Annotated in this window: 16 protein-coding genes; 6 read left to right on the plus strand and 10 right to left on the minus strand. The window is 64.4% G+C overall.

Annotation, left to right across the window (positions count from 1 at the left end; all coding sequences use genetic code 11):
* Nucleotides 1–4: 4 nt before the first annotated feature.
* The 8 genes from flgG to EOA79_RS09660 all read right to left on the minus strand — a co-directional run bounded on the left by flgG (nucleotide 5) and on the right by EOA79_RS09660 (nucleotide 5,578).
* Entirely contained in the window at nucleotides 5–793 is a 789-nt protein-coding gene (flgG, locus tag EOA79_RS09625; RefSeq protein WP_067002397.1) for a flagellar basal-body rod protein FlgG, read from the minus strand.
* A 9-nt stretch (nucleotides 794–802) separates the two neighbouring features.
* Nucleotides 803–1,132 (minus strand): flagellar hook-basal body complex protein FliE, encoded by a 330-nt coding sequence (locus EOA79_RS09630; protein ID WP_095823387.1) that lies wholly within the window; start codon nucleotides 1,130–1,132, stop codon nucleotides 803–805.
* The gene (flgC, locus tag EOA79_RS09635) at nucleotides 1,132–1,548 is read right to left on the minus strand and encodes a flagellar basal body rod protein FlgC (protein ID WP_067326083.1); all 417 of its coding nucleotides are present in this window, start codon (nucleotides 1,546–1,548) and stop codon (nucleotides 1,132–1,134) included. The genes EOA79_RS09630 and flgC overlap by 1 nt, the downstream gene beginning before the upstream one ends.
* A gap of 2 nt (nucleotides 1,549–1,550) precedes the next feature.
* Nucleotides 1,551–1,931: a flagellar basal body rod protein FlgB gene (gene flgB / locus EOA79_RS09640; RefSeq protein ID WP_095823386.1), complete on the minus strand. Its 381-nt coding sequence runs from the start codon at nucleotides 1,929–1,931 to the stop codon at nucleotides 1,551–1,553.
* Nucleotides 1,932–2,020: 89 nt separating this feature from the next.
* Entirely contained in the window at nucleotides 2,021–2,680 is a 660-nt protein-coding gene (locus EOA79_RS09645; RefSeq protein WP_095823385.1) for a hypothetical protein, read from the minus strand.
* Nucleotides 2,661–4,067 (minus strand): flagellar protein export ATPase FliI, encoded by a 1,407-nt coding sequence (fliI, locus tag EOA79_RS09650; protein ID WP_067326089.1) that lies wholly within the window; start codon nucleotides 4,065–4,067, stop codon nucleotides 2,661–2,663. The genes EOA79_RS09645 and fliI overlap by 20 nt, the downstream gene beginning before the upstream one ends.
* Nucleotides 4,068–4,071: 4 nt before the next feature.
* Nucleotides 4,072–4,794: a flagellar basal-body rod protein FlgF gene (flgF, locus tag EOA79_RS09655; protein WP_067002386.1), complete on the minus strand. Its 723-nt coding sequence runs from the start codon at nucleotides 4,792–4,794 to the stop codon at nucleotides 4,072–4,074.
* Nucleotides 4,795–4,801: 7 nt separating this feature from the next.
* Complete coding sequence (locus EOA79_RS09660) at nucleotides 4,802–5,578, minus strand: DUF1217 domain-containing protein (RefSeq protein WP_095823384.1); 777 nt, start codon at nucleotides 5,576–5,578, stop codon at nucleotides 4,802–4,804.
* A 144-nt stretch (nucleotides 5,579–5,722) separates the two neighbouring features.
* Here EOA79_RS09660 and motA point away from each other — a divergent pair, with 144 nt between their 5' ends.
* The 6 genes from motA to EOA79_RS09690 are packed head-to-tail and all read left to right on the plus strand — an operon-like array spanning nucleotide 5,723 to nucleotide 10,609.
* Nucleotides 5,723–6,598: a flagellar motor stator protein MotA gene (gene motA / locus EOA79_RS09665; RefSeq protein ID WP_067002381.1), complete on the plus strand. Its 876-nt coding sequence runs from the start codon at nucleotides 5,723–5,725 to the stop codon at nucleotides 6,596–6,598.
* A 34-nt stretch (nucleotides 6,599–6,632) separates the two neighbouring features.
* Entirely contained in the window at nucleotides 6,633–7,568 is a 936-nt protein-coding gene (locus EOA79_RS09670; RefSeq protein WP_095823383.1) for a FliM/FliN family flagellar motor switch protein, read from the plus strand.
* Nucleotides 7,569–7,598: 30 nt separating this feature from the next.
* Nucleotides 7,599–7,985, plus strand: a complete 387-nt coding sequence (gene fliN / locus EOA79_RS09675) for a flagellar motor switch protein FliN (RefSeq protein WP_095800432.1) — start codon at nucleotides 7,599–7,601, stop codon at nucleotides 7,983–7,985.
* A gap of 43 nt (nucleotides 7,986–8,028) precedes the next feature.
* Nucleotides 8,029–9,045 carry a flagellar motor switch protein FliG gene (locus EOA79_RS09680; RefSeq protein ID WP_095823382.1) on the plus strand — a complete coding sequence of 339 codons (1,017 nt, stop codon included), beginning with the start codon at nucleotides 8,029–8,031 and terminating at the stop codon, nucleotides 9,043–9,045.
* A 24-nt stretch (nucleotides 9,046–9,069) separates the two neighbouring features.
* Nucleotides 9,070–10,152 carry a flagellar biosynthesis protein FlhB gene (gene flhB / locus EOA79_RS09685; RefSeq protein ID WP_095823381.1) on the plus strand — a complete coding sequence of 361 codons (1,083 nt, stop codon included), beginning with the start codon at nucleotides 9,070–9,072 and terminating at the stop codon, nucleotides 10,150–10,152.
* 19 nt (nucleotides 10,153–10,171) lie between these two features.
* Complete coding sequence (locus EOA79_RS09690; RefSeq protein ID WP_067002370.1) at nucleotides 10,172–10,609, plus strand: hypothetical protein; 438 nt, start codon at nucleotides 10,172–10,174, stop codon at nucleotides 10,607–10,609.
* Between the two features lie 35 nt (nucleotides 10,610–10,644).
* Here EOA79_RS09690 and EOA79_RS09695 read toward each other — a convergent pair whose 3' ends face one another.
* Nucleotides 10,645–11,415, minus strand: coding sequence for a helix-turn-helix transcriptional regulator (locus tag EOA79_RS09695; RefSeq protein WP_067326107.1), 771 nt, complete (start codon nucleotides 11,413–11,415; stop codon nucleotides 10,645–10,647).
* A partial coding sequence (locus EOA79_RS09700; RefSeq protein ID WP_164893838.1) for a helix-turn-helix transcriptional regulator occupies nucleotides 11,412–11,979 on the minus strand: 568 nt, incomplete at its 5' end. The genes EOA79_RS09700 and EOA79_RS09695, both read right to left, overlap by 4 nt.

Consider the following 11,979-nt stretch of genomic DNA (forward strand, 5'->3'; position numbering starts at 1 on the left):
TCGGTTACCTGATGTTCTTTGAGACCACCGAGGCCATGTCGTCAGCGGCCTGGATGACCTTCGAGTTCATTTCATAGGCGCGCTGCGCCGAGATCAGCTCGGTGATTTCCTTGACCGGATCGACGTTGGAGGACTCCAGATAGCCCTGCTCGATGGTGGCGAAGCCCGGATCGCCTGGAACGCCGACATTGGCCGGGCCAGAGGCCGCCGTCTCCTGGAACAGATTGTCGCCGAGCGGCGCCAGGCCCGCCTCATTGGCGAAGTTGGCGATCTGAAGCTGGCCGAGAAGCTGAAGGTCGGTCTGGCCGTCGATACGGGCAAAGACCTGGCCGGTCTTGTTGACGATGACCTCGACCGCGTCGGTCGGCACGGTGATCGCCGGAATGACGGTGGCGCCGTCGGCGGTGACCAGCTGCCCGGTGGCATTGGTGTTGAAGGCACCGGCGCGGGAGTAGAGCGTGCTGCCGTCGGCGCCCTCGATCTGGAACCAGCCGCGGCCGGTCAGCGCCAGGTCGAAGCTGTTGCCCGTGCTGGTCAGCTCGCCCTGTGTATGGACATTGCGCACGGCCGTCGTCTTGACGCCGAGGCCGATCGAAACGCCCTCGGGCACAAGCGAGGTGTTGGAGCGGTTGGGCACCCCTTGGGTGCGATCGACCTGGTAGAGCAGGTCGGAGAATTCGGCGCGCGCCCGCTTGTAGCCGGTGGTGTTGATGTTGGCGATGTTGTTGGCGATGACTTCCAGATTGGTTTGCTGGGCGTTCATGCCGGTCGCGGCGATGGCAAGGGCTTTCATGACGCGGTCCTAGATACTCATGCGGCTGATTTCGAGATAGGCCGAGACGACCTTGTCGCGGATGGCGATCGTCGTCTGCAGGGCCTGCTGGGCGCTCAGCACCGCATCGGCCACTTGGCGGGTGTCGGCGTCGCCTTTGAGCGCCTGGATCGACATCTGCTCGGCGTTCTGCAGCGTGTTGACGGTCTTGTTCGCAGCCTGGCTGAGAGCCTCCGCAAAGCTGCTGCCGACGCCTTCGCCTGCTTTGGTGCCGACACCGCCCTGAAGCAGGCCCGGCGAGGCGGCCTCCGTGCCGTCGATTGCCGGTTTGAACTGTAGTGCCCCGATACCGCCGATCATTACTGGTTCCTCATCAGGTCGATGGTCATGGAAATCAGATCGCGAGCCTGCTTGATGACCTGCAGGTTGGCCTCATAGGAGCGGTTGGCCTCGCTCATGTCGGCCATTTCGACCAGCACGTTGACGTTGGGCATCTTCACGTACCCTTTTGCGTCGGCGGCCTCGTTGCCGGGCTGGAACTCGATCGGGAAGTCCGACGGGTCGCGCGCGATCGAGCTCACCTCGACCAGCGAACCACCGCTCGTCCGGTCGAGCTCGGACTGGAAGCTGATCGTCTTGCGGCGATAGGGATCGGCGCCAGGCGTGTTGCCCGTCGATTGCGCATTGGCGAGGTTCTCCGACACCACACGCAGACGCTCCGACTGGGCGCCAAGGCCGGATGCCGCGACTTTAAGGGCTGCGGTCAGGGCGTCCATGGTCAGCTCTTCACCACCATCGTCATCATCGAGTGGAAGGCTTTGACGATCGCCGTGTTGAGCTCGAAGGAGCGGCGAACTTCGCCGGCCTTCATCAACTCGTCCTCGAGCACCACCGTGTTCTTCGACGGCATTATCGAGCCCGTGACATCCTCCGGCTTGAGATTGAAGCCGGCATTGGTCCCCTCGGGGCCCAAATGGCCGGTCTGGGTGGCCGCCAGCGTCACCGCAGTCCGGTCGAGGACCTTTTCGAACGGTTCGACGTCGTTTGCCGTGTAGCCCGGCGTGTTGGCATTGGCGATGTTGGATGCGATCGCCGACTGGCGCACGGCTAGCCATTGCGACTGCCGGGTGGCGAGGTCAAAGAGGTTGACGGGTTCCATGGGACTCTCCGGGCGAGTACGCACAAGACTAGGCCGCCAGTCTTGCGCGGACCTTGCGCGGAGCGAGCCCGCGGCCCGTTACGAGGCCATTACCTGGAAAGCTGGATCACCTTGTTGGCATCGGTGACGATCACCCACTTGCCACCGCGCTGCTCGATCGCGGCGACGCGGCTGGAGTCCGGCAGGACGGAGCCGCGCTGGACGATCCACAGGCCGGTGTCGTCCTCGATCATTGCGCGGCCATTGGCGACATGCACCATCCTGAATTCCGCCGCGGCCGCAGGGAACGGCTGGTCGCCAGGCGCCGGCGGGGGTTCGTCCTGCACCGTTCCAGTGGCAAGGAGGTCGATATCGGCGTTGGGAACGTCCTTGGCCGTCAGCGGTCCGCTGCGTTCGGCCGCGACGCCGCCGCCCTCGCGTCCGGAATTGCTGCCGCTGCCGCCGAACTTGATGGTCTGGACGCCGAACTGCTCCTGATTGAAAAAGATATACCAGGGAAACAGCGCGCAGATCAGGCCGAGCGTGATGCCGAGCGCTGCGACGACGAAATCGCTGCGCCGGTCCGCTTTCCTGTTGGCCAGGCGGGGGAACTGGGCCGGCGGCGGCTGCGGCCGCTCCACCTTTTTCGGGAACAGGCCGTTGATGAGCGAGTCGCGGCTGGCGTCGGCCTCCTCGGCGGCCTTGGCCTCGGCAATCATCTCACGCAGCATGCGCTCGGTCTGTTGCAGGTCAGTCTCCTTGATCGCCATTCTGCTTCCCCTTGAGATGGCGGGCGAGATCGGTGAACGGATCGGCCGATGCGCGGTCCCTCGGCGACTGCGTGAGCGCCTCGTAGATCAGCGGCACCTGGCGCACGGCGATGTCGAGCTCGGCGTCGGCGCCCCCCTGATAGGCGCCGAGCAGACGGATGTCGCGCGTGTCCTCGAAGCGCGCGATCATCGCTTTCAGCCTTGTCACCAGCATGCGCTGCTCGGCGCTCCAGGCCTTGTCGGCGAGACGTGAGATCGACGACAGCGGATTGACCGGCGGGTAGCGTCCCTGCTCGGCGATCGCGCGGTCGAGCACGACGTGGCCATCGAGGATGCCGCGCACCGAATCGGCCACCGGATCGTTGTGGTCGTCGCCGTCCACCAGCACCGAGATGATGGCGGTGATCGAGCCTTTGCCCTCGGCGCCTGGTCCGGCGCGCTCGAGCAGCTTCGGCAGATCGGTGAAGACCGATGCCGGGTAGCCGCGCGCGACCGGCGGCTCGCCGGTGCCCGTCGCCACCTCGCGCAGCGCATGGGCAAAGCGGGTGATCGAATCCAGCACCAGGAGCACGCGATGGCCCTGGTCGCGGAAATGCTCGGCCACGCGCATGGCTGTGTCGGGCGCGCGCCGGCGCATCATGGCGCTCTCGTCGCTGGTGGCGACGACCGCGACGGTCTTGGCCATGCTGTCGGCGCCGATGGTGTCCTCGAGGAATTCGCGTACCTCGCGGCCGCGCTCGCCGATCAGCGCCACGACCACCGTGTCGAAGGCCTCGGCACCTGCGAGCATGGCAAGCAGCGTCGACTTGCCGACGCCGGAGCCGGCGAAAATGCCGAGCCGCTGGCCGAAGCAGAGCGGCGTGAAGATGTCGATCACCCGCACTCCGGTCAGGAAGCCGGTGCCGACCCGCTGCCGCGACATGGCGCCGGGCGTCAATGTGTCGGCGCTGCCGGCGGCATTCGGCCTGACCAGCGGCGGGCCGCCGTCGATGACGCGAGTCAAAGCATCGATGGCGCGCCCGCGCCAGGAAACATCCGGCGCGACCGCGAGTGGGCCGCGCCGGAAAACGGTGTCGCCGATGCCGGCATCGGCGTGGCGCTCGAACGGCGCGACCACCACCTCGTCGCGGCCTATCCTGACGATCTCGCCGCGGCGCGTGCCGGTCTTGCCGCGCTGCTCGACGATGTCGCCGAGCCTGGCAATGTCCGAAAGGCCGCGCACCTTGTAGTGAGTGGGCGAGATCTCGACGACGCGGCCGCCGCGGCTGAGCAGCGTTTCCGGGTTGTCGAACCGCCGCCAGATGCGTTCGAGCGCGGCCAGCCGATCCGTGGGACCGGCGTCTGCAAGCTTCTCAGGCGCGCGGAGCAGGGACGAGCCGTTCGCCATCCCGTTACTTGTCGCCGAGCGTCTTGATCGCATCGTCGGTGGACGAAGCACTCTGCCGGATCAGCGCAGCCGTATTCTCGAAGGCGCGCTGCACCTGGATCAGCCGGGTCATCTCCAGCACCGGATTGACGTTGGATTCCTCGAGAAACCCTTGAGCTACGCCGACATCGGAGCGGTCGGTGACCGGTTCCGGGGTCCGCGCGGGAACGATGCCCGAATTGCCGTAGCGGACGAAATTGGCGCCGGGATCGAAATCGTAGAGGCCGATGGCGCCGACGAGCTGGTCGTTTTGGCGCAGCGAGCCATCGGCGCCGGCCTTCGGCGGACCGTTGCGCGGATCGAGCTGGATCGGGGCGCCGCCGCTGTCCAGCACCGGATAGCCTTCGATCGACATCAGCTCGCCGTTCTCGTTCATGGAGAAACGGCCGTCGCGGGTCATCACCGTGCCGGCCGGCGTCTCGATGGCGAACCAGGCGTCGCCTTGGATGGCGAAATCGAAAGGATTGCCGGTTTCGGTCAGCGAGCCGTGCGCGCTGGAAAGATAGGTCTTGCCGGAGGATGCGAAGGATACCGACTTCGGCCCGGTGCCGGAGACCACGTCCTCGAATTTCACGCCGGTGGCGCGAAAGCCGATGGTCGAAGCGTTGGCGACATTGTCGGCGATGGTGTCGAGACGGCGTTCGAGCGCAATCTGCGAAGATAGGGCGACGTAGAGACTGTCCTGCATGGTGTTCTCAGAACTTCAGCTTCTGCATGGCCATCATCAGATCGGTCGAGATGCCGACCGTGGTCGGCTGCGCGAACAGCACGCTGACCGAGGTCACGGCAGTGGTCGTCGGGTTGTTGATCTCCCACAGGCTGGTGAAGCGGGTAAGGAAGGTGTTCAGCTTGTCGGGATCCTTGAAGTCGGCGATATCGAGCTTCTGCTCGAACATCTGCGCCTGCTTGTCGATGTCGGCCGACGCGATGGAGTCGGGCAGGCCGAGAGCCGTGCGCACCAGGCTAGAAAGGGCCGTGTCGGCGAGCACGTCATACCAGCTGTTGATGTCAGGCGCCTTACGCTGGAAATAGAGCGCCAGCCGCACGCCCTGATTGGTCTCGCCGGCATTCTCCTCCAGCGTCTGGCGCATGTATTTGTCGACCGCGCCTTGCTGGGCGGAGGGATAGAGCGTGGCGGTCGAGCCGTAAGCCGCAAAGTTGAACGCTTTGACGAAGTCGGCGTAACGTTTGTCGCTCAGCTTGTTGGCGAAGCTGTCGGAGTCGGACACGCCTTCCTTGAGCGCCTTGACCATGAAGGCCTTGGCATAGGCCATGTCTTCCAGCCCGTACGCCTTCATCGCGTAGTTGAACAGCCGAGTGTTGTTGACGAAATCGTCGATGCTTTTGACGTTGCCGATATTGGCCAAATAGTAGTCGGTGTCACGCTTCACGACGGGCTGCGACTCGACCTGGTCGATTGCCTTTGGGATGTCCTTGGCGATGAGCTGATAGCTCGTATAGGTGTTCAACATCTGCGCCTCCGGCCGAAGCTTTCCGGTGACGATAGCGATGCTTCCTTGTGCGAGGCTGAATCGGTTTCCGCATCGCGATTCAAGCCTCACACAAGGCACGAGGGCTATCCCTGATCCCCGACGTGACATGCGGAAGGACCTGTCGTGGGTATTCTGATCGGACTTGTGGTGACGCTTGGCTGCGTGCTCGGTGGCTTCATGGCCATGGGTGGGCATCTGCATGTGCTGATCCAGCCTTGGGAAGCGGTGGTCATCTGCGGCGCAGCGCTCGGCACTTTCCTCGTCGCCAATCCGATGAAGACGGTCAAGGACACCGGCAAGGGCATTCTCGAGGCCTTCAAGCAGGCCGTGCCGAAGGAGCGCGACTATCTCGAAACGCTTGGCGTCCTGCACAGCCTGATGCGCGAGTTGCGGTCGAAGTCGCGCAGCGAGGTCGAGGCGCATATCGACAATCCGGAAGAGTCGGCAATCTTCCAGGCGTTCCCGACCGTGCTCAAGAACCACGACCTGACGCATTTTATCTGCGACTATTGCCGCATCATCATCATCGGCAATGCGCGCTCGCACGAGATCGAGGCGCTGATGGATGAGGAGATCCAGACGATCCGCACCGACAAGCTGAAGGCCTATCACGCGATGGTCGCGGTCGGCGACGGCCTGCCGGCGCTCGGCATCGTCGCGGCCGTGCTCGGCGTGGTGAAGGCGATGGGCGCGCTCGACCAATCGCCGGAAATTCTCGGCGGGCTGATTGGTGCTGCGCTCGTCGGAACCTTCCTCGGCATCTTCCTGTCCTATGCCGTGGTCGGTCCGGTCGCCACCAAGATCAAGACGGTGCGCGAGAAGAAGAACCGCCTGTACATCATCGTCAAGCAGACGCTGCTCGCTTACATGAACGGCGCCTTGCCGCAGGTCGCGATCGAGTTCGGCCGCAAGACCATTTCGTCCTATGAGCGTCCTACTATCGATGCCGTCGAGCAGAGCACGATGAACACCGGCACCGCCGAGAAGAAGGCGGCCTGAGCATGCAGAACTTCAGCCGGGGCCGCTTGCCGTCATGACCAGTCCGGCAAGTCCGTCGCAAACCCGGGCTCTCATCATCGAGCGTCTCGTCGGCGACAGCGGCGAGGCCGCGCAGGTGATCGGCGTCGGCCGCGGCATGGCCGAGCGCTCGCTCCCGCTACTGCAGAAAGCCCTTTCCGCAGAGCTGGGCGCGCCGGTCACCGTCGACCTGCAGGCGGTCGAAGTGGGACGTGTCCCCGATGCGCGTATGCGCGCGGGCGAAACCTTCGCCATGACCATCGTTCCGTCGCCGACGTCGGCCGACGCCATGACGCTCGTCATGGACGCGCCGGCGATCGCCGTCATGGTCCAGGCGCTGTTCGGCGGCGACCCGGATCAGCCGGTGGCGCCGATCGAGCGCGACCTGTCACAGATCGAGACCGACGTCGCCACCACCGTCTTCCAAGAGGTTGCGATGGCGCTGAACGGATCGGGCCGGCGTTCTCTCGAGCTGCGCCAGCCTGTCCCGAGGGCGATGTCCGGCAACGAGGCGAAACGGCGCGTGCTGCGCGACGGGGCGGCGGTTCGCATCATCTATGGCATCTCGACGCCGACCGACACCGGCACGGTGACGGTGATGATCCCGCAGCGAATCCTTTTGGCGACCCGCGGCGCCACCGCAGATCACGGCGGCGACCAGACGACGGAATTCGACTGGCGAGCCCGCTTCTCGGAAGAAGTGATGCGCTCGGCCGTGCGGCTCGAGGCCACCATGCCGCTCGCCCGGCTGTCGCTTGGCGATCTCGCCGCCTTCCAGCCCGGACAGGTGATCGAGTTCGAGGAAGATGCGCAACTGCAGGCAAAGCTCAGCGCGCGCGACAAGACGCTGTTTGTCTGCGAGTTCGGCAAGCTCGGACAGAACTACACGGTCCGCATCCGGCATCCCCACGATGGCGGGCAGGATTTCATCGACGGATTGGTGCCGGGCTGAGGCCTGGCTTGGGATTATTGGAGACGAGGCATGGCAAAGACCAACTTGGAAGCCGAACCCGAAGCCGACCAGCCGGACGAGCAGCTCGACCGCGCCATCGAGGAATTGCGCGGCGTGCTGCGGGAGGAGGAGAACCGCCCCGACGCTGCCCTGCAGGCCGGCGCCAATTCCTCGATCATCATGACGATTCCGGTCGATGTGCAGATCATTCTGGGCAGCACCGAAATGCCGGTGTCGGAGCTGATGGCGCTGCAGAAGGGCTCGACGGTAGCGCTCAACCGCCGCATAGGCGAGCCGGTCGACGTGGTGGTCAACGGCCGCAGAATCGCGCGTGGCGAGATCACGGTGCTGGAACACGATCCGTCGCGCTTCGGCATCAGGCTTACCGAAATCAACGCTGCTACCAAGAGCGCCTGAGCATGGACGGCGAGAGCATTCACCGGCAGCGGAGCCATGCCCAATGACGTCGTTGACGCTGACGCGCCCGCAAAAGGCCGCCGCCATCCTGGTGGCGATGGGCAAGCCCTCGGCCAGCCGGCTGCTCAAATTCTTCAAGCAGGAGGAGCTGAAGGCGTTGATCGAGGGCGCGCGGCTGCTGCGCACCATTCCGCAAACCGACCTGGAGCGCATCGTTGCGGAATTCGAGGCCGAGTTCACCGAGGGCGCAGGCCTGCTCGACTCGGCGGACCGGATGGACACGATCCTCAACGAATCGCTGTCGCCGGAGGAAATGAGCGCCATCATGGGCGAGAAGAAGTTCGAGCCCGCTCCTGAGGGGCCGCCGCCGATCTGGCCGGATCTGGAAAAGCTCGAGCCGACGCGCCTGGGCACCTTCCTCGCCGGCGAACACCCGCAAACGTCCGCCATGGTGCTGTCGAAGCTTGCGCCGCAGACCGCGGCCAATGTGCTGCTGACGATGGAAAAGCCGATACGCAGCCAGATCATCAAGCGTATGGTGACGATGGCCAACATTCCGGATGCGGCAGCCAGGATCGTCGAGAACCAGTTGCGCGCCAGCGTGCTTTCGCAAAAAGCGACCAGGGACACCTCGGTCGGCCAGGAGCGCGTCGCCAGCGTTCTCAACGAGATGGCCAAGCCCGAGCTCGACGAACTCATGCAGGACCTGGAGGACGCCGGCACGCCGGATCTGGCCGGGGTCAGGTCGCGGCTGTTTGCCTTCGACGACTTGCCGCTGCTCGCCCAGAAGACGCGCGTGCTTCTGTTCGACGGACTGTCGACGGAGCTCGTCACACTAGCTTTGCGCGGCGCGCCGGCGGAGCTTACCGAATCCGTGCTGTCGGCGATCGGCGCTCGCTCGCGCCGCATGATCGAATCCGAGCTCGGACAGGGATCGGAAGGTATCGCGCTGGCCGACATCATGGCGGCGCGAAAGACGATCGCCGTGGCGACCATTCGTCTCTCGCGGCAGGGAGCGTTCGAGCTTCCCTCGATGCAGACCGCCGCCGAAGCCGCCTGACGATAGCGATGCGGTCAGGGCACCATGGCTGAGGCGGTCGACAAGGATTCCAAAACCGAGGAAGCCACAGAAAAGAAGATCCGCGACACGATCGAGCAGGGCAAGCTGCCTCACTCGCGCGAGACGGCGATCTTCGCTTCCTTCCTCGCCATACTGGTGTTCAGCGTCTTTTACGCCAAGGACGCCATCGTCAATCTCGGCATGTTCCTCGCCATGTTCCTGGAAAAGCCGGAAGCCTGGCCGATGGACACCGAGACCGACGTCATCGAGCTCTACAAGACCGTGCTGTTCGAAATCGGCCGCGCCGTCGTCAGCCTGCTGGTGCTACTGGTGGTCGCCGGCGTCGGCGCTTCGGTGTTCCAGAACATCCCGCAATTCGTCGGCGAACGGATCCGGCCGCAGCTGTCGCGCATTTCGATCGCCAAGGGCTGGAGCCGCCTGTTCGGCGTGCAGGGCTTTGTCGAATTCGCCAAGTCGCTGGCCAAGCTTGCCTTCGCCATCGCCGTGCTCGCCTTCACGCTGTCGGAAGATCACCGCAGGCTGCTCGCCGGCATGATCACCAACCCGGTGTCGTTCGGCATGGTCATCCGCGGCATCTTCGTCGACATATTGGTGGCGATCGTCTTCGTCATGGGGGCGGTCGCGGTCGCCGATATCGTCTGGTCGCGCTTCCACTGGCGGCGCGACCTGCGCATGACCAAGCAGGAAGTGAAAGACGAGCTGAAGCAGTCGGAAGGCGATCCGATCGTGAAGTCACGCCTGCGCTCGCTGGCGCGTGACCGGGCGCGGCGGCGCATGATGACGGCGGTGCCGCGCGCGACGCTCGTCATCGCCAATCCGACGCACTATTCCATCGCGCTGAAATATGTGCGCGAAGAGGACTCCGCTCCGCTGGTGCTCGCCAAGGGCCAGGATCTGGTGGCGCTAAAAATCCGCGAGATCGCGAGAGAGAACAACATTCCGATCTTCGAGGACGTGGCGCTTGCCCGCTCCATGTACAAGCAAGTTTCAGTTGATAGCGTGATCCCGTCGCAATTCTACCAGGCCGTCGCCGAATTGGTGCGGATCGTCTACTCGAAGAAGGCCGAGCGAAAAGTAACCCAATGATCGGACGCTGTTTCTATCCATGAACCGGCAACCACACGCCAATTCACGCGAGCAGATCGTCGCCAATGCCATCCAGGACGTGGTGGGCGAGCTGCGCCTGATCGAGGTCGCGGATTATATCGCCTTTATCCGGCTGGAGCATTTCGCCTGCCTGTCGGACCTGGTGGACTCGGCTGCGGAGCTCTATTTCCAGCCGGGCACGCTCAGGCTCGGTCATGGCGGCGAAGCGCATGTCGACTGGAGCGGCAGCCCGCGCATCGTGCTCGATCTCGAGCTTCGGCCGCGCGGCGTAACCGTCTATTTCCAGCTGATGCTGACCGGGCAGGGCACGTCCGTGATCGTCAATTACGTCTCTTTCGAGAAGCCGGGCGAGACGCCGGAGCACAACACCGCCCTGCTCGAGGACGCGATCGACGAGGCGCGCATCCGGAGGACCGAGCCGCTCGCTTTTCCCTGACGATGTTTCAGGTCTCGGCGCCTGGCCTGGGCGAGCTACTCGATCAGGCCAAGGCGCAGCGCCTTCGCGACCGCCTGGTTGCGGTTGACAGCGTTGAGCTTCTGCGTCGACTGGGTGAGATACTGGTTGGCGGTGTGCACCGACAGTTTCAGGAGCTTCGCGATCTCCTCGCTGGTGTTGCCGTTGGCGGTCAGCTTCAGGCATTCGAGTTCGCGCTTGGAAATGGCGCGCGTCCTGCCGGTTTCGCTTGGACGGATGCGGGCGACCGACGCAAACAGGGCAAAGCAGCGCGCGTGGATTTCACATAGCGTGTCGTCCGAAAGGGTCATATCCGGCCCCAGGAAGACGACCAGCCCGCACTGGCCGCGCTCCGCATGCACCGGAAAGGCGATGCCGTCGGTGCCGGGCGCGAGCGGCGCGGTCGGTTCGGACCATGCCAGGCTCTCCAACCTCTGCTGCGAAACGGCCATGCCGCTGTCGGCCCACCAGCGCGGCGTCGTCGAGATGCGGCTGTGGCGCACCATTTCCTCGCCGCTGGCGCCCGAGATGAATTTGGTGGTGAGGCCGGTCGACGGATAATCCGAATCGAAGCAGGCGACCAGGCGCGCTCGCTCCAGCGAGGGGCTGACGAAGAACAGTCCGAAACCAGAAGCGTTGATATCGACCGCGATCCAGCGGCAGCGGCGCACGGCGTCCGGAATGGTCACCGCGTGATGCGTCTCCGATCCGAGCGAGAAGGCGCCGAACGGATTGCGCTGCTCGTTGAAAAGGGCGGCAGCGGCCTCTTTGATCTGTGCGTGCTTCAAATGATGCCGCTCCTGATAGCGGTCGCAATCGCCATCGCGCGGTTCGAAGCCGCGAATTTCTGGATGGCATGCGTGATGTAGCTGTTGACGGTGTTCGACGAGACGCCAAGAATGAGGGCCACCTCGTCGGTGGTCTTGCCCTCCGATACCCAGAACAGGCATTCGCGCTCGCGGTCCGACAGCGGATCCTGCATGGATGCCGCGGCAATCAGTTGCGGGATGCTGGATAACGCGTAGCAGCATTTCAGTTGCGCCTTCATCAAGGCCGTAAGGTCGATCTTGGCGGGCTCGGCGGCGGAAAACAGCACGAAAAGGCGCTGGCGGCCGACATTCAACCTCAGCGAATAGATCTCGGCGTGGCCGAGCACATCGAGCAGCCGCGCTTCCTCGCCGCTCAGTAGCGCGCCGGCGTCGGGCGCATGCGCCGCGACCAATGGCTTGGGGCGCACGCCCGGCGCTGCCGTCAGCGGGCCGAGCGCGAGATTGGCAATCAGCCGCTTGCCGATCAACTCGATGGCGTCGAAAATCCAGTTCGACGACACGATACGCGCGTCGTTTCGATCC

Origin of the sequence: Mesorhizobium sp. M1A.F.Ca.IN.020.03.2.1 (assembly GCF_004023205.1) — a bacterium.
In the GTDB taxonomy this organism is placed as follows: domain Bacteria; phylum Pseudomonadota; class Alphaproteobacteria; order Rhizobiales; family Rhizobiaceae; genus Mesorhizobium.